The following is a 15094-nucleotide window of genomic DNA, read 5'->3' on the forward strand; positions in this document are numbered from 1 at the left end:
CCGCGCTCATGTTGCCTCGTGGTCAGTGAGCCGGGGTCCCGACCAGCTGGGGACGCCGGGTGCACAGCGACACCCCCACGTAGCAGGCCGAGGACACCGCGCAGCCGGTCAGGGGTCCAATCAACCAGCCCACATCGGCGAACAGCATCATATAGCCGCTGGTGAAGAAACCGACCAACATGGCGACCAGCGCGCCCCAGGCGGAGCCCTGCCAGAAGGTAGAGATGAACACCGGACCGATCATGCTGGCCAGCAGGGTGCCGGTGCCGAGGATGCCCAGCCAGGAGAGCATGAAGGGCGGCGCGTAGAGCATCATCAGCAGCGCCACGACGCCCAGTACCATGACCGCGCCGCGATTGATGAACAGGGCACGGCGGGAACTCGTCGCGCCATCCTTGAACAGCGCCAGGCGCAGGTCATGGGAGGTTGCCGAGGCTACGGTGTGCAGCAGCGAGTTGGCCGTGGACTTCATGGCGAAGATGATGAACAGGGTGATGACGCCCTGGATGGCCGGGTGCATGAACTGCTCCAGATAGACCGGCATGGCGTTGTCGGGGTCGGCCAGGTCCGGCACCTGCATCCGCACGTACAGGCCGACCAGTGGGATCAGGCTCAGCAGGCCGCCGAGGATGGCCACATAGACCCCCACCTTGTGCAGCTTGACCTCGGGCTTGAAGGCCAGGAAACGCACGGCCATGAACGGCAGCACCGCCGTGAACAGGAAGGCATAGGGCAGCACCAGGAACACCGTGCCCTGGTGATCACCGTAGTGCGCTCCTGTGGTGGGATTGAGCAGCTCGGGGTCGGCGGCATTCAACGCCGTCTCCCATTCGCTGAGATCCACCGAGGTCAGGATCTGCACGATGATGATCACCGCCGCCAGCGCCATGCCACAGACCATCACCGTATCCGTCCAGGCCACGGCCGCCAGTCCACCCAGCATGGTGTAGATGATGATGACCCCGACCATCAGGGTCGCGCTCTGGTCCAGCTCGATACCCAGCCAGCTCGCGCCCAGCAGGCCGACGGCCTTGATCTGGCTGGTCAGGAACACCAGTAGCAGGATGATGGTGATGAGCCCCGCAACACCCTGCACCACGCGCCCCATGGTTCCGCCACCGTGGCTCTGGGCGATATACTCGGGAATGGTATTGCTGCCCATGTCCGCCGCCTTGCGTTGCAGGAAGCTGGCGAAATAGAGCACAGCGATCACCATCGCCGGGGCGAAGAAGAAGTTACCCAGCACCTCGATGGCGCCGAACTGGTAGGTCACACCCGGCGAGCCCATGAAGCCCCAGCCGCTGAAACCGGTGGCGACGATGGTCCCGGCGCCGACGAAGGCGCCGAGCGAGCGCCCGGCGACCAGAAAGCCCGACTCGTCGCTCTTCTTCATCATCTTGGAAGAAAGATAGCCGAGATAGATCAGCAGACCGAAGGTGAGGAGCAACAGTCCCCAGTTGAACATCTTGTAGGAATCCATGGCGGCGCTACCCCTCTTCCCTGTTTCTCTTGAGTTCTCGACGCAGGTAGGTCGCACCGGCATGCACCAGCATGGCAATTGTCAATATAAGAAAAGTGGTTAATACCCAGGAATTCATTCAGTACCCTCTTGTTCTTGGTGAGCCCAGGGGCGGAGGACGTGGCATGTGGCCGCGTCCGCTACCACCAAGTTATTTTACGTGCATTATCTCCACCAATTTGTATACTTAATGGCTGCATTGCAGAACATAATGGACAGAAAATGACCAACATTCCCACCGACCTTCTGAGAACCTTTGTCACGATAAAAGACCTGGGAGGCTTCACCAGTGCAGGCGAGCTCCTTGGCCGCTCACAGCCGGCGATAAGCCTTCAGGTCAAGAAGCTGGAAGAGATATTGAATACCAAGATATTTCTTCGAGGCTCCAGCCTCGAGCTGACCGAGGATGGTGAATACCTCTATGAGGCGGCTCGCCAGATCCTTGAGATCAATGATCAGGTCATTGCCAAGGTCAGAGGCGACAATGTCTCCGGCAAGGTCAGGCTCGGTATCCCCAACGACTTCGAGCTGGCGTTCCTTCCCAAGGCGCTGAGAAACCTGTCCCGGGTCTATCCCAACATCATCGTGGAAGTCGACTGCGAGATCAGCAAGGTCATCCTTCAGCGCTATCAGAAAGGCCATTACGACATCGCCCTGGCCATGGAGCGCGCCAAGGATAATGAAGACAGGGATTCACGCGACTACCGGCTGGAAAAACTGGAGTGGGTTTACAAGGACAGTCGGCTTATGGGTGACTATGACGATCCCATACCGCTGATCGCCTACCCGCAGGGGTGTGTCTACCGCTCCATCATGGAAGAGGCCCTGAAAGGGCAGCAGCATCCTTACCGCTTCATGTACACGAGCACCAGCCTGCTCGGCATTTTCTCTGCCGTCGAGGAGGGGCTAGGAATTACGGCAATGGCCAGCTCGGTCATTCCCGACCATCTGAAGCATACCGGGAGTACCGACAGCCTTCCCAGCCTGGAGAAGGTGTGCATCGGACTCTACTATAAGGAACGTGAACTGAACGTGGCTTCCCGGCATGTGCTGGACTTCCTTCGCTCCGGGATTGCCAACATGTAAGGTCGTAAAGACCAGGGCTTAAGGACACTGCCACCCATCATGGATGGCAATGCCCGTTACCGGTTTAGCAAAATGTCGTGGCAATCTTCTCGATGCACTCATCGAGAATCCATTCGCCTTTCTCGGCAGTGGCCTTTGACGGTGATGAGAGGGTGCCCGATTCGGGAACCCAGGAGGGGTCCGGCGGGAAGACGTCATACGGAGGAAACGCCGCGGGTGGAATATCGACCGCTCTTGACATGTCTACCAGCTCGGGGTGGATCTTAAGCATGATGGACGTCTCGAGCACGCCTCCATGCTCGACGGCCCAGCCCGAGAACCCCTCGGGAAAGACTTTCCCGATGGTGGCCTCGCTGATGAAGTCCCAGTAGGAGAGAAGGATCACCTTGACCTCCTTCCCTGACAGCCTGGCCTGCTTCACGACGCGATCCGCCGCCTCGACAAGGCACATGGAGTTTTCGAAGTGCCCGTTGATCAGGATGAACTCCCGATTTCCATGCTCGACAAAGGCCAGGATAATGTCATAGACATATTCCTCCAGTGAGCGACTGCTGACACAGGTCGTACCCGGGAAGAAATTTCCGCCCCCTGACTTCACCTGGGACTTGTAGCCGTAGGCGATCGATGGCGCCACCAGCATTCCCCCCGCGTGCTCCGCCACCTGGCAGGCGATATGCTGAGGAATCAGCACATCCGGATTGAGAGACATATGCGGCCCATGCTGCTCGATGGCGCCCACGGGGATCAGAATCTTGGACTTGCCGTTCTCGACAAGCTCTCGATATGACATCCAATCCAGATTTTCAATCTTCACGCTCATTGTCATGCCCCCTGACAGGATTGCTGCGGCTTAAGGCCAAGCTTTTTTTCCTGGCTGACCGCCTTGTAGATCGAGAAGGCCATCATCACCATGATGATCGAGAACGGCAGGGCGGCCAGGATGGCGGCCGTCTGAAGTGTCGTGAGCGCCCAGGCGCCTCCCGCCACCAGCAGCACCGCCGCAATGACCCCTTCGATGATGCCCCACATCAACCGGTGACGGGAGAGGGGATGCGGATCGCCTTCACTGAGGATGGTGGTGACCACCAGGGTGCCGGAGTCGGATGAGGTAATGAAGTAGGTCGAGACCAGCACGGTACCGAGCACACCTGCGATAAGCCCTATGATGCCTGAGTCGATCGCCTCGAATGTGGCATAGAGCGCCAGTGAGACATCGTTGGCTACCATCTCCGTGATACCGCCACCCCCGAAGAGCTCCACATAAATGGCAGAGCCACCATAGGCCGACAGCCAGACAAAGGAGAGGATTGAGGAAACCCCGACCACACCGAAGATAAACTCTCGAATCGTACGGCCGCGTGAGACCCTGGCCACGAAGACACCGACGAAGGGCGCCCAGGACATCCACCAGCCCCAGTAGAAGATGGTCCACCAGCCCTGCCATACGTCTTTCCAGGATCCACCTCCATTGCTGGCCACCTCATTCGCGCCAGCGTAGAAGCTTAACGGAATCAGGTGAACGAAGTAGTCGCCGATGGAATCCAGGAAGTTGTTGATGATATACCGAGTCGGGCCGAACACCAGGAAGAAGCCAAGTATGATAAAGGTCAGCCACATATTGGCTTCAGAGAGATACTTTATCCCTCTCTTGAGCCCTGTCAAAACGGAGATCAAGGCAAGCACGGTAATGGCCGCGATAAGTACCATCTGGACGTTCACAGAAATCGGAACATCCCACACAAAGTTAAGCCCCGAATTGATTTGCTGAACACCAAGCCCAAGCGAGGTGGCGATACCAAAGAGGGTGGCGAAGAGCGCAATGATATCGATGAGGTTGCCGATCCAGCCATTGACCTTCTCTCCGAGGATCGGGTAAAGCGTGTGCCGAATGCTCAAGGGTTTACCGTAGCGGTATGCCATCAGGGCGAGGGACAGCGCCACGATACAGTAGATACCCCAGGCATTGAGCCCCCAATGGAAATACGCCAGACGCATCGCGACCGTGGCGGCTTCCGGTGAGTTCGTGGCGTCAGAGAAGGGGGTCCCCTGAGAAAGGTGCATCATCGGCTCGGCAATGGACCAGAAGATGATACCGATCCCTTGTCCGGCGGCATATAGCATGGCAAACCACGCAAAATAGCCGAACTCCGGTCTTTCATCATCCTTGCCTAGCCTAAGCTTTCCATAAGGGCTGATTGCCAAACCAATCAGAAAGAAAAGAAAACAGGCTGCCAACGCCACATACCACCAGTTGAAATAGTAGGTGATGTAGCTTCTCCCAACATCCGTCGCTGCCGTAAGTTCCTCTGGAAAGAAGACTGCCGCCGCAATCACCAACCCTATGATCACGAGGGTGAGTGATGCCACAAGGGGGTTGATACCTCTAAATGGCCCTGAGTGTAGAATCATTGTTATTCACCTCGGTGCTTGGACAAAAAAGGGGGCGCCAGCCCCCTTTCCCGTATGTTGTTATTTAATGATATTGTGCTCCGGCCCGTACGGGAAGCCGGTGATGTTCTCGGCCCCATGCTCATTGACCACCAGGATATCATGCTCACGGTAGCCACCGGCTCCGGGACGTCCTTCCGGCACCATGATCATCGGCTCCATGGAGACGACCATGTTGGGCTCGAGCACCGTCTCGATGTCCTCGCGCAGTTCGAGGCCCGCCTCGCGGCCATAGTAGTGGCTCAGGGTGCCGAAGGAGTGGCCATAGCCGAAGGTGCGGTACTTGAGCAGGTCATGCTTGGCGAAGATCTCGTTGAGCTCATGGGCGATATCGCAGCAGCGCACCCCGGGCTTGATCAGCGCCTGGCCACGCTCGTGGACCTCGCAGTTGGCCTGCCAGAGGCGCAGGTGCTCGTCGGAGGCATGCTCGCAGAACAGGGTGCGCTCCAGGGCGGTGTAGTAGCCCGAGATCATCGGGAAGGTGTTGAGGCTCAGGATATCGCCCGGTTGAACGCGGCGGCTGGTCACCGGGTTGTGGGCGCCGTCGGTATTGATGCCCGACTGGAACCAGACCCAGGTATCCATCAGCTCGCTGTTCGGGTAGGTCTTGGCGATCTCGCGCACCATGGCGGCCTGACCGGCCAGTGCCACCTCGTACTCCGGCACGCCGGCCGCGATGGCATCGCGTACCGCCACCCCACCCACGTCGGCGACCCGTGCACCCTGGCGAATCAGGGCGATCTCCTCGGCGGACTTGATCATGCGCATCTGCATGGTCGGCACGCCGATATCGACCAGTTCCACGTCGCCCAGGGCGGCCAGCAGCTTCTGCTGATTCTGCAGGGTCAGGTGGTCGAACTCGACGCCGACGCGACGACGGCCCTCGCAGAGCTGCTTCACCGCCTTGAAGAAGTTGTCCTTCTGCCAGTCGGTATAGACGATGTTGTCGCCCAGCCGGTTGCGGCGATAGGGCTGACCGCCATCGATATTGGCCGTCACGGTGGTGAAGCGATCCTGGGTGACGACCAGGCCATAGTCACGGCCGAACTTGCAGTAGACGAAGTCGCTGAAGTAGTTGATGTTGTGGTAAGACGTCAGCACCACCGCATCGATAGCCTGCTGCGCCATGTAGTCGCGCAGGCGTGCCAGGCGGCCCTGCATCTCGCTATCCGAGAAGGTCGGCACGACTTTTTCACCATTGGGAATCTCGATCAGTGACGGCAGTTGCATTTTGTTGTCTCCTCACTTCATTCAAGGGAATCGCTGTACCAGCCTGGCCGGAATCTGCATGACCCGCGCCGGTGCCTCGTCCTCATCGGTGTCGATGAATCGCGTTCTTTGCTGCTGGTGAGAACGAATATGGCCAGGGTCATTTTCCAGCACCAATGACTAGTGCAAATGCCCCCATTGGCACAGGAAATGCCATTGAAATTCAATGTATTGTGCATCAGATGCTGTAAGCTTTCCGGGGTCGGTCTGGCACCTTGCTGCCGTCAACGGAACGCTCGGGAGTACCCAAGACATGACAGACGATTCGTCCCCTGACATTCCCGTGCCGAGCCTGCCGTTGGCCTTGACCCCCTTCGTGCCGACCATCGCGCGGCTCGGCGTGCAGAGTGTCTCCTTCGACGCCTTCACTCCGCCTATCCCGCTAGCCATCGGCGTCGGCATCACCACCCAGGTGGAGGCACGCTGATGACCGACGTCGACCTGTGCTCCCGGATCGCCGTGGTGGGCGCCGGCGTGGTGGGCATGACCACTGCGCTGGCCTTGCAGCGCCAGGGCTACGGGGTCAGCGTGTATGACCCCCAGGCACCTGGCCTTGGCGCCTCCTACGGCAACGCTGGCTTTCTCGCGACCGAGTTGATCGAACCGCTGTCGACGCCGGCCACCCTGCGCTTGGCACCTCGCCTGCTGATCGCACCTCACGGGGCGCTGGCCCTGCCGCTGCGCTACCTGCCGCAGTTGGCACCCTGGCTGGCACGCTTCATCGCCGCCGCCCGTCCCGCCCAAGTAACGAAAGGGCGCCAGGCACTGGCGGCCCTCAACAGTGCGGCGGTGGCCGCCTGGCGGCGCTGCCTGGCCGATATTGGTGCCGAGGAGGAGCTTGTGCCCTCGGGCTACCTGCTGGTCTGGGAGTCGGCGAGGGGGAGGGCGAAGGCCAAGGCTCAGATGGCGCACCTGCGCCAATGGGGGCACGAGGTGGAATGGCTCGAGGCGGCGGCGTTGCGCGAGCGCGAGCCGGGGCTGACGGAGGCGCTGAGCCACGGGCTCTACTTCCCCGGCGCCCACCAGGTGCGCGACCCCTATGCCTTGGTGCGGCGTCTCGTCGAGGCCTTCGTGGCTCGGGGCGGGACGATTCATCAGGCCCGAGTGGAACGCCTCGCGCCACAGGGCGAGGGTGTGTGCCTGCACACCGATCAAGGCCCCGTCATGGCCGGGCAGGCGGTGGTTGCGGCCGGGGCCTGGAGCCATCGGCTGGCCGCCGGGCTCGGCCTGTCGATCCCGCTGGAGACCGAGCGGGGCTATCACCTGACCCTGCCCGAGCGAGGGCAGGCCCTGCGCCAGCCGGTGGGCTCGGCGGAGCGTCGCTTCGTGATGACGCCGATGCGTTGCGGCCTGCGGGTGGTCGGCTTCACCGAGCTCGGCGGGCTCGCGCTGTCCCCGGTCAAGCGCCGCTACGCCTCCCTTCGGCATCATGCCGAGGCGCTGCTACGCGACCCCGCCGGCCTCGATGACACCGCCGAGGAGTGGATGGGCTTTAGGCCGACCCTGCCCGATTCCCTGCCGGTGATCGATACCCATCCGGACGTTCCGGCGGTGCACTTCGCCTTCGGCCACCAGCACCTGGGGCTGACCCAGGCGGCGATCACCGCCGAGCTGCTTGCCGCGCGAATGGCGGGGGAGGCCCCGGCCCTGGACCTTGCCCCCTACCGGGTGACTCGCTTCCGGCGAGGCCAAGGATAGGGGCAGGAGACCGGCCGCCGTTCGGTCTAGCCCCGCCGCCATCAGGGTCTTGCGGGCCAGCATTTCATCGCGTGAGTGCAGCGTGATTGCAGACAGGGGGCAACCCCGGCCAGGACGCCTACGCTATATGAGCGACTTTTAACAATAACGACGGCGGCATCCGAGCCTGACCATCGACGAAACGATGCGCGTCGCTAGGGAGAACAACGATGAACGAAGCCAACCTTCACCCGCAGGGCGCCGTGAGCGAGCTGCGGGCGCGCATCCGCGCCCACTATGACGCCGATGAGGCAGCGGTGCTGCATGGGCTGGTTGAGCAGATCAAGCTGTCGGAGGACGACCGCCGCAAGGTGGCCGACGTCGGCGCCAACTATGTGGCACGGGTGCGCAAGGAGACCTCGCCCAGCATGATGGAGGCGTTCCTGGCCGAATACGGGCTCTCGACCGCCGAGGGCGTCGGGCTGATGTGCCTGGCAGAAGCCCTGCTGCGTGTGCCCGATGCGGAAACCATCGACGATCTGATCCACGACAAGATCGAGCCGTCCGACTGGGGCGCGCACCTGGGCAAGTCCTCCTCCTCGATGGTCAACGCCTCGACCTGGGCGCTGATGCTGACCGGCAAGGTGCTGGAGGAGGATCCCAAGGGGCCGGTGCGGGCGCTGCGCGGCCTGGTACGCCGCATGGGCGAGCCGGTGGTGCGCACCGCGGTCGGTCGGTCGATGAAGATCCTCGGCCGCCAGTTCGTGCTCGGCCAGACCATCGAGGAGGGCATGAAGAATGCCCGCGAACTCGAGAAGCAGGGCTATACGTACTCGTACGACATGCTGGGCGAGGCGGCGCGTACCGACGCCGATGCGCTGCGCTATCATGAGGCCTACGCCAAGGCGATCACGGCGATCGCCAAACAGGCCAAGGGCGACGTGCGTTCCAGCCCCGGCATCTCGGTGAAGCTCTCGGCGCTGCACCCGCGCTACGAATACACCCACCGTGACACGGTGATGGCCGAGCTCGTGCCGCGCGCGCGGGAACTGGCGCAGCAGGCGGCCAAAGCCAATATCGGCTTCAATATCGACGCCGAGGAACAGGATCGGCTGGACCTGTCGCTCGACGTGATCGAGGCGCTGCTGTCCGATCCCGGTCTCGCCAATTGGGACGGCTTCGGGGTCGTGGTGCAGGCCTATGGGCGCCGCGCCGCCCCGGTGATCGAGACGCTCTACGACCTCGCCGAGCGGCTCGACCGCAAGATCATGGTGCGGCTGGTGAAAGGCGCTTATTGGGACACCGAGATCAAGCTGGCCCAGGAGATGGGCGTCAAGACCTTCCCGGTCTTCACCCGCAAGGTCAACACCGATGTCAGCTACATGGCCTGCGCGCAGATGCTGCTCGACCGGCGCGACCGCATCTATCCGCAGTTCGCCACCCACAACGCGCATACCTGCGCCGCCGTCATCGCCATGGCGGGCGACGACAAGGACAGCTTCGAGTTCCAGCGCCTGCACGGCATGGGCGAGTCACTGCACCACATCGTCAAGCAGTCGGAGGGCACGCGTTGCCGTATCTACGCCCCGGTTGGCGCGCACCGTGACCTGCTGGCCTACCTGGTACGCCGCCTGCTGGAGAACGGGGCGAACTCCTCGTTCGTCAACCAGGTGGTGGACGAGTCGATTCCCCCGAGCGAGGTCTCGAAGGACCCAGTGGCCGAGATGCAGCGTCTGGGCGACGCCCTCGCCAGCCCGCTGATCCGCCAGCCTGGCGAGCTGTTCGCCCCCGAGCGCAAGAACTCCCGCGGCTATCGGATCAACGAACCCGCCTCGATCCTGCCCCTGCTGGCGGCGCGCGAGGCGTTCGCCGACACGACCTGGACCGCCAGGCCCATGCTGGCGGGAAGCCCGGCGCCGCAGGGGCCGGCGCGTGATGCCATGTCGCCCGCCGACGGCGCGCGGGTGGTCGGCCAGGTGCATGAGGCGACCCCGGCCGAGGTGGCCGCCGCCCTCGACGCCGCCGAGGAGGGCTTTCGCGAGTGGTCGGCGCGCCCGGTGGCCGAGCGGGCCGAGGTGCTGCGGCGGATCGCCGATCTCTACGAGGACCACATCGCCGAGCTGACCGTGATCGCCACCCGCGAGGCCGGCAAGATGATCCTCGATGGCATCGCCGAGGTGCGCGAGGCGGTGGATTTCCTGCGCTTCTACGCCAACGAGGGCGAGCGGCTGGAGACGGAAGCGCCCGGCAGTGCACGAGGCATCTTCGTCTGCATCAGCCCGTGGAACTTTCCGCTGGCCATCTTCACCGGTCAGATCGCCGCGGCGCTGGCGGCCGGTAACGCGGTGCTCGCCAAACCTGCCGAGCAGACGCCATTGATCGCCGCCCGGGCCGTCGAGCTGATGCGCGAGGCCGGCCTGCCGGAAGCGGCGCTGCAATTGCTGCCCGGCGACGGGCCCACGGTGGGTGGGCCGCTGACCAGCGATCCGCGGATCGCCGGCGTCTGCTTCACCGGCTCGACCGAGGTGGCGCAGATCATCCACAAGGCCCTGGCGCAGAATGCGGGGCCGGATGCGGTGCTGATCGCCGAGACCGGCGGGCTGAATGCCATGATCGTGGACTCGAGCGCGCTGACCGAGCAGGCGGTGCGCGACATCCTGATCTCGTCCTTCCAGTCGGCCGGCCAGCGATGTTCGGCGCTGCGGATGCTGTATGTCCAGGAAGAGGCGCGAGAGCGGCTGCTGACGATGCTCGACGGTGCAATGGACGCGCTCTCCATCGGCGATCCGTGGAACACCGACACCGACGTCTCGCCGGTGATCGATGCCGAGGCTCAGGCTGACATCGGCGCCTATGTGACGGCGCAGGAAAAGGCCGGCAAGGTACTGAAGACGCTGCCCGCGCCGGACGACGGCACCTTCGTCACCCCGGCCGTGGTCGAGGTCGGGGGCATCGACGACCTCGAGCGCGAGATCTTCGGCCCGGTCCTGCACGTGGCCACGTTCAAGGCGCGGGACCTCGATGGGGTGGTCGATGCGATCAACGCCAAGGGGTATGGCCTGACCTTCGGCCTGCATACCCGGATCGACGACCGCGTGCAGCAGGTCGTCGAGCGACTCCATGTCGGCAACATCTACGTCAACCGCAACCAGATCGGCGCCATCGTCGGCTCCCAGCCCTTCGGGGGCGAGGGCCTCTCGGGCACCGGGCCCAAAGCCGGTGGTCCCCTGTACGTCAACCGGTTCCGCCGGACCGCCGCCGTCGAGCGCTTTGAGGCGCCCCAGGGCGATGCCGTGACCCGCGAGGATCTCCAGTCGGCCCTCGACGGGCTGGATCCGCGCAACTGGGCGGCGCGGCCCGATCGGGTCGAGGTGCTGCGCAAGGCCCTCTCCGGCAAACGCGGCGTGATCCGCAAGGCGCTCGCCGAGACCGCGGCCCTGGACATGACGCCGCAGACGCTGCCGGGGCCGACGGGGGAAAGCAACCGGCTGGCGTTGTACCCGAAGGGCCCGGTACTCTGCCTCGGGCCGACGCTCGATATCGCGGTCGCCCAGGCGGCACAGGCGCTCGGCGCGGGCTGTGCGGCGGTGATCGTCGCCCCCGGTGCGGACGGGGACGTGCGCTCGCTGAGCGCGGCCGGGGCGCCTGTCGCCGCGCTCGACGGCCGCGTCGCGGCCGAGACGCTGACCGCGGTCGAGGGCATCACGGCGGTGGCTGCGGCCGGTGCTAGCGACTGGACCCGCGAGCTACGCCTCGCGCTCGCCAAGCGCGACGGCCCCATCGTGTCGCTCGAGACCCAGACCATCTTGCCGGAACGCTACGTGGTGGAACGCCATCTGTGCATCGACACCACCGCCGCGGGCGGTAACGCCAGCCTGCTGGCCACGGCTGAATAAATAGACGTGCCGGTCCGAGAGGGCTGGCACTGTTTATGGTTGGCTATCCCCACCAGCAGGAGAACCATACCCATGGACAGCGACGAAACTCCTTCCCCCAAGAAGCCCAGCTTGCTCATGGCGATCCTACCGATCGCCCTGACCATCGCCCTGCTGATGCTGCAGCTGTTCGTATTCGATGACTTCACGCCCCACATTCCCCTGGTGCTGGGCATCATGATCGTCGGCGCTCTGGGCTGGTTCCAGGGCTATCGTTGGTCGCACATGGAGGCGGGTCTCTACAAGGTGGTCAGCGTCGGTCTGCCCTCCATGGCCATCCTGATGACGGTCGGCATGATCATCGGGGTGTGGATCCTGAGCGGCACCGTGCCACTGCTGATCTACTACGGCCTGGCGATTCTCAGCCCCGGGATCTTCCTGTTTGCCACTTGTCTGATCTGCGCCGTCATCTCGCTAGCCACCGGCACCTCCTGGGGAACGGTCGGCACCGTGGGGCTGGCTCTGATCGGCATCGGCGAGGGGTTGGGCATTCCGCTCTACCTGACCGCCGGCGCGGTGGTCTCCGGGGCCTTCTTCGGCGACAAGATGTCGCCGCTGTCGGATACCACCAACCTGGCCCCGGCGGTCTGCGGTACCGATCTCTGGAGCCACATCCGTGCCATGATCGCCACGACCGGACCGGCTATGCTGGTGGCGCTGGCCCTCTATGCCTGGATCGGCACGGGGTACGCCACCGACGCTACCCTGCCCAGCGAAAGCGTGGCGCAGATCAACACCACGCTGCAAGAGACCTTCGCGCTTACCTTCTGGCTACTGATCCCGCCGATCGTGGTGGTGGTCCTTGCGGTCCGGCGCTTTCCCGCCCTGCCTTCGATTTTCGCCGGCGTGGTGCTGGGGGGCATCATGGCCGTGGTCGTGCAGGGGGTGTCGGTCCACGATGTGTTCAACGCGATGCAGAGCGGCTACACCAGCGATACCGGCATCGAGGCGGTCGATTCGCTGCTCAGCAAGGGCGGCATCCAGTCGATGACCTGGGTCATCACCCTGGTACTCATCGCCCTGGGCTTCGGCGGCATGCTGGAGCGGACCCGCTGCCTAGAAGTGGTGCTGGAGCACGTCCTCAAGATTGCCAAGAGCCGCTTCGGGCTGGTCGCCGCCAGCACCGGCTCGGCCATCGGCACCAACATGGTCACCGGCGATGTCTATCTGTCGGTCGCCCTGCCGGGCCGGATGTTTGCTCCCGCCTACCGTGGCCGTGGCCTGTCGGTCACTAATCTCTCGCGCTCGGTGGAAGACGGCGGCACCCTGGTCTCGCCACTGATCCCCTGGAACGTGGGCGGTGCCTTCGTGGCCGGTACCCTGGGCGTCGACACCCTGGCCTACGCTCCGGTGGCCTTCGCCTGTTGGATGTCATTGCTGTTCGGCCTGTTGTGGGCCGCCACCGGCTGGTTCGTGCCCAAGGCCAGCGACCAGGAACGCCAGCGCTGGAAGGATCTGGGTGAAGCGGTGATGGATGAGACCGGTCGCCACGACGCTGTACCTCCGTCCACCGCCAAAGCCTGAAAGGTGATCCTCATGTTCAAGAACCTGCTCGTCCCCCTCGACCTGGCCCACGAGAGCTCCTGGCGCAAGGTGCTGCCGGTGGCTATCGATCAGGCCCGCCATTACGGCGCCATGCTGCACGTGATGACGGTGATCGACATCAATCTCGACATTACCGCCGTGCGTCTGCCCGAGGACTTCAACGACCAGTATCGCCAGGAAACCGAACAGCGTCTGGCCGATCTGGTCAAGCAGCACGTGCCGGGCGATATCTCGGTCAAGTATCTGGTCCGGGAGGGCCGCACCTATCAGGAGATATTGAAAGTCGCCGACAAGATTCCGGCCGATCTGATTATCCTGGCCTCGCACCGACCGTCGCTCAAGGACTACTTGCTGGGTGCCAATGCCGCCCGGGTGGTCCGCCACGGTAGTTGCTCGGTAATGGTTGTACGCGAATAACCGTGAATGGAAGGGAGACCCGTCATGCCAATGTCAATGCGAACCCTGGTACGGTTGTTGACCGTTGTCGCCCTTGTGCCGCTCGGCAGCACGGTGGCCCGGGCGCACGGCGATCTCACCGTGACGTCATGGGGGGGTGCCTATACCCGCAGCCAGATGCTGGCCTATGTCATCCCCTACGAACAGCAGAGCGGCCTGACCCTCAACATGGAACGCTACAACGGCGAGCTGGCCGATGTGCGCGCTCAGGTGGCGGCCTACAACGTGACCTGGGACGTGGTGGATATGGAACTCAGCGATGCCATTCGCGGTTGCGAGGAAGGCCTGCTCGAGAAGATCGACCATTCCGTGCTGCCGCCCGCCCCCGATGGCACGCCGGCAGCGGAGGACTTCCTGTCCGGCATGCTCACCGAATGCGCCGTCGGTCAGGTGATCTGGTCCACGCTGGTGGCCTACGACCCCGGCCGGTTCGATGACAATGCACCCACGGCACTGGCCGATTTCTTCGACCTGAGCCAGTATCCCGGCAAGCGCGGCATGCGTCGCACCCCCAGGGTCAACCTGGAATGGGCGTTGCTGGTGGATGGGGTCGCGCCGGAGCGGATCTATGAGGTGCTGGAGACCGACGAGGGCCTGCAACGTGCCTTCGAGAAGCTCGACACCATCAAGCAGGACATCGTCTGGTGGGAAGACGCCGATGCTCCCGCCCGGTTGCTGGCCGATGGCGAAGTGGCCATGAGTGCGGTGTTCAACGGTCGCCTCTACGCCGCAATCGAGGATCAGGGGCACGATTTCGGTGTGATCTGGGATGGCCAGGGCTGGGACTACGACATGTGGGTGATCCCCAAGCGCACACCCAAGACCGCCAGCATGGACGCGGCTATGGCGTTCATCACCTTCGCCACCGACACGCAGCGGTTGGCCGATCAGGCCCGCTACATCTCCTATGGCCCGGCCCGTCGATCCTCGCTGGCGCTGATGGACGAGGCGATCAAGCCGCATCTGCCGACCGCCCCCGCCAATGCCGAAGGCGCCCTGCGCATTGACGCCGAATGGTGGGCACGCAATCAGGCGCGCGTCGAGCAACAGTTCGAGCACTGGCTGGCCCGCAAGGAGCCCTTCCAGCTCTGGCATGTGCGATGAGGCCGTCCGGCACCCTTGACTCCAGAGGCGGGAGTGCCTTTACCGCACCGAGGTG

Annotated in this window: 11 protein-coding genes; 7 read left to right on the top strand and 4 right to left on the bottom strand. The window is 63.5% G+C overall.

Going from position 1 to position 15094, the window contains the following annotated elements; translation table 11 throughout:
* Positions 1–22 precede the first annotated feature (22 nt).
* Positions 23–1480 (bottom strand): sodium:solute symporter family protein, encoded by a 1458-nt coding sequence (locus tag FHR94_RS07445; protein WP_183325010.1) that lies wholly within the window; start codon positions 1478–1480, stop codon positions 23–25.
* A 261-nt stretch (positions 1481–1741) separates the two neighbouring features.
* Here FHR94_RS07445 and FHR94_RS07450 point away from each other — a divergent pair, with 261 nt between their 5' ends.
* Positions 1742–2605 (top strand): LysR family transcriptional regulator, encoded by an 864-nt coding sequence (locus tag FHR94_RS07450; protein ID WP_183325011.1) that lies wholly within the window; start codon positions 1742–1744, stop codon positions 2603–2605.
* A gap of 64 nt (positions 2606–2669) precedes the next feature.
* On the opposite strand, the gene FHR94_RS07455 is transcribed toward FHR94_RS07450, so the two are convergent.
* The 3 genes from FHR94_RS07455 to FHR94_RS07465 form a co-directional block, all read right to left on the bottom strand.
* Positions 2670–3425 (bottom strand): creatininase, encoded by a 756-nt coding sequence (locus FHR94_RS07455; RefSeq protein ID WP_246389863.1) that lies wholly within the window; start codon positions 3423–3425, stop codon positions 2670–2672.
* A gap of 2 nt (positions 3426–3427) precedes the next feature.
* The gene (locus FHR94_RS07460; RefSeq protein WP_343064644.1) at positions 3428–4972 is read right to left on the bottom strand and encodes a BCCT family transporter; all 1545 of its coding nucleotides are present in this window, start codon (positions 4970–4972) and stop codon (positions 3428–3430) included.
* A gap of 102 nt (positions 4973–5074) precedes the next feature.
* Positions 5075–6283 (bottom strand): M24 family metallopeptidase, encoded by a 1209-nt coding sequence (locus FHR94_RS07465; RefSeq protein WP_183325014.1) that lies wholly within the window; start codon positions 6281–6283, stop codon positions 5075–5077.
* Between the two features lie 292 nt (positions 6284–6575).
* Here FHR94_RS07465 and FHR94_RS07470 point away from each other — a divergent pair, with 292 nt between their 5' ends.
* The 6 genes from FHR94_RS07470 (at position 6576) to FHR94_RS07495 (ending at position 15039) form a co-directional block, all read left to right on the top strand.
* Positions 6576–6749 carry a hypothetical protein gene (locus tag FHR94_RS07470; RefSeq protein WP_183325015.1) on the top strand — a complete coding sequence of 58 codons (174 nt, stop codon included), beginning with the start codon at positions 6576–6578 and terminating at the stop codon, positions 6747–6749.
* Positions 6749–8020, top strand: coding sequence for an NAD(P)/FAD-dependent oxidoreductase (locus tag FHR94_RS07475; protein ID WP_183325016.1), 1272 nt, complete (start codon positions 6749–6751; stop codon positions 8018–8020). The genes FHR94_RS07470 and FHR94_RS07475 overlap by 1 nt, the downstream gene beginning before the upstream one ends.
* A 209-nt stretch (positions 8021–8229) precedes the next feature.
* A complete protein-coding gene (gene putA, locus FHR94_RS07480; protein WP_183325017.1) occupies positions 8230–11895 on the top strand; it encodes a bifunctional proline dehydrogenase/L-glutamate gamma-semialdehyde dehydrogenase PutA in 3666 nt (1221 codons plus the stop codon).
* Between the two features lie 72 nt (positions 11896–11967).
* A complete protein-coding gene (gene nhaC, locus FHR94_RS07485; protein ID WP_183325018.1) occupies positions 11968–13458 on the top strand; it encodes a Na+/H+ antiporter NhaC in 1491 nt (496 codons plus the stop codon).
* Positions 13459–13470: 12 nt separating this feature from the next.
* Positions 13471–13896, top strand: coding sequence for a universal stress protein (locus FHR94_RS07490; protein ID WP_183325019.1), 426 nt, complete (start codon positions 13471–13473; stop codon positions 13894–13896).
* 24 nt (positions 13897–13920) lie between these two features.
* The gene (locus tag FHR94_RS07495) at positions 13921–15039 is read left to right on the top strand and encodes an ABC transporter substrate-binding protein (RefSeq protein WP_221188408.1); all 1119 of its coding nucleotides are present in this window, start codon (positions 13921–13923) and stop codon (positions 15037–15039) included.
* Positions 15040–15094 lie beyond the last annotated feature (55 nt).

This window comes from Halomonas cerina, assembly GCF_014192215.1.
Lineage (GTDB): Bacteria > Pseudomonadota > Gammaproteobacteria > Pseudomonadales > Halomonadaceae > Halomonas > Halomonas cerina.

Excerpts from the sequence above, each read along its gene's own strand:
- FHR94_RS07495 (WP_221188408.1), top strand. The coding sequence starts at position 13,921 with ATGCCAATGTCAATGCGAACCCTGGTACGGTTGTTGACCGTTGTCGCC.
- FHR94_RS07445 (WP_183325010.1), bottom strand. The coding sequence starts at position 1,480 with ATGGATTCCTACAAGATGTTCAACTGGGGACTGTTGCTCCTCACCTTC.
- FHR94_RS07465 (WP_183325014.1), bottom strand. The coding sequence starts at position 6,283 with ATGCAACTGCCGTCACTGATCGAGATTCCCAATGGTGAAAAAGTCGTG.
- FHR94_RS07470 (WP_183325015.1), top strand. The coding sequence starts at position 6,576 with ATGACAGACGATTCGTCCCCTGACATTCCCGTGCCGAGCCTGCCGTTG.
- FHR94_RS07475 (WP_183325016.1), top strand. The coding sequence starts at position 6,749 with ATGACCGACGTCGACCTGTGCTCCCGGATCGCCGTGGTGGGCGCCGGC.
- FHR94_RS07450 (WP_183325011.1), top strand. The coding sequence starts at position 1,742 with ATGACCAACATTCCCACCGACCTTCTGAGAACCTTTGTCACGATAAAA.
- putA (WP_183325017.1), top strand. The coding sequence starts at position 8,230 with ATGAACGAAGCCAACCTTCACCCGCAGGGCGCCGTGAGCGAGCTGCGG.
- FHR94_RS07455 (WP_246389863.1), bottom strand. The coding sequence starts at position 3,425 with ATGAGCGTGAAGATTGAAAATCTGGATTGGATGTCATATCGAGAGCTT.
- FHR94_RS07490 (WP_183325019.1), top strand. The coding sequence starts at position 13,471 with ATGTTCAAGAACCTGCTCGTCCCCCTCGACCTGGCCCACGAGAGCTCC.
- nhaC (WP_183325018.1), top strand. The coding sequence starts at position 11,968 with ATGGACAGCGACGAAACTCCTTCCCCCAAGAAGCCCAGCTTGCTCATG.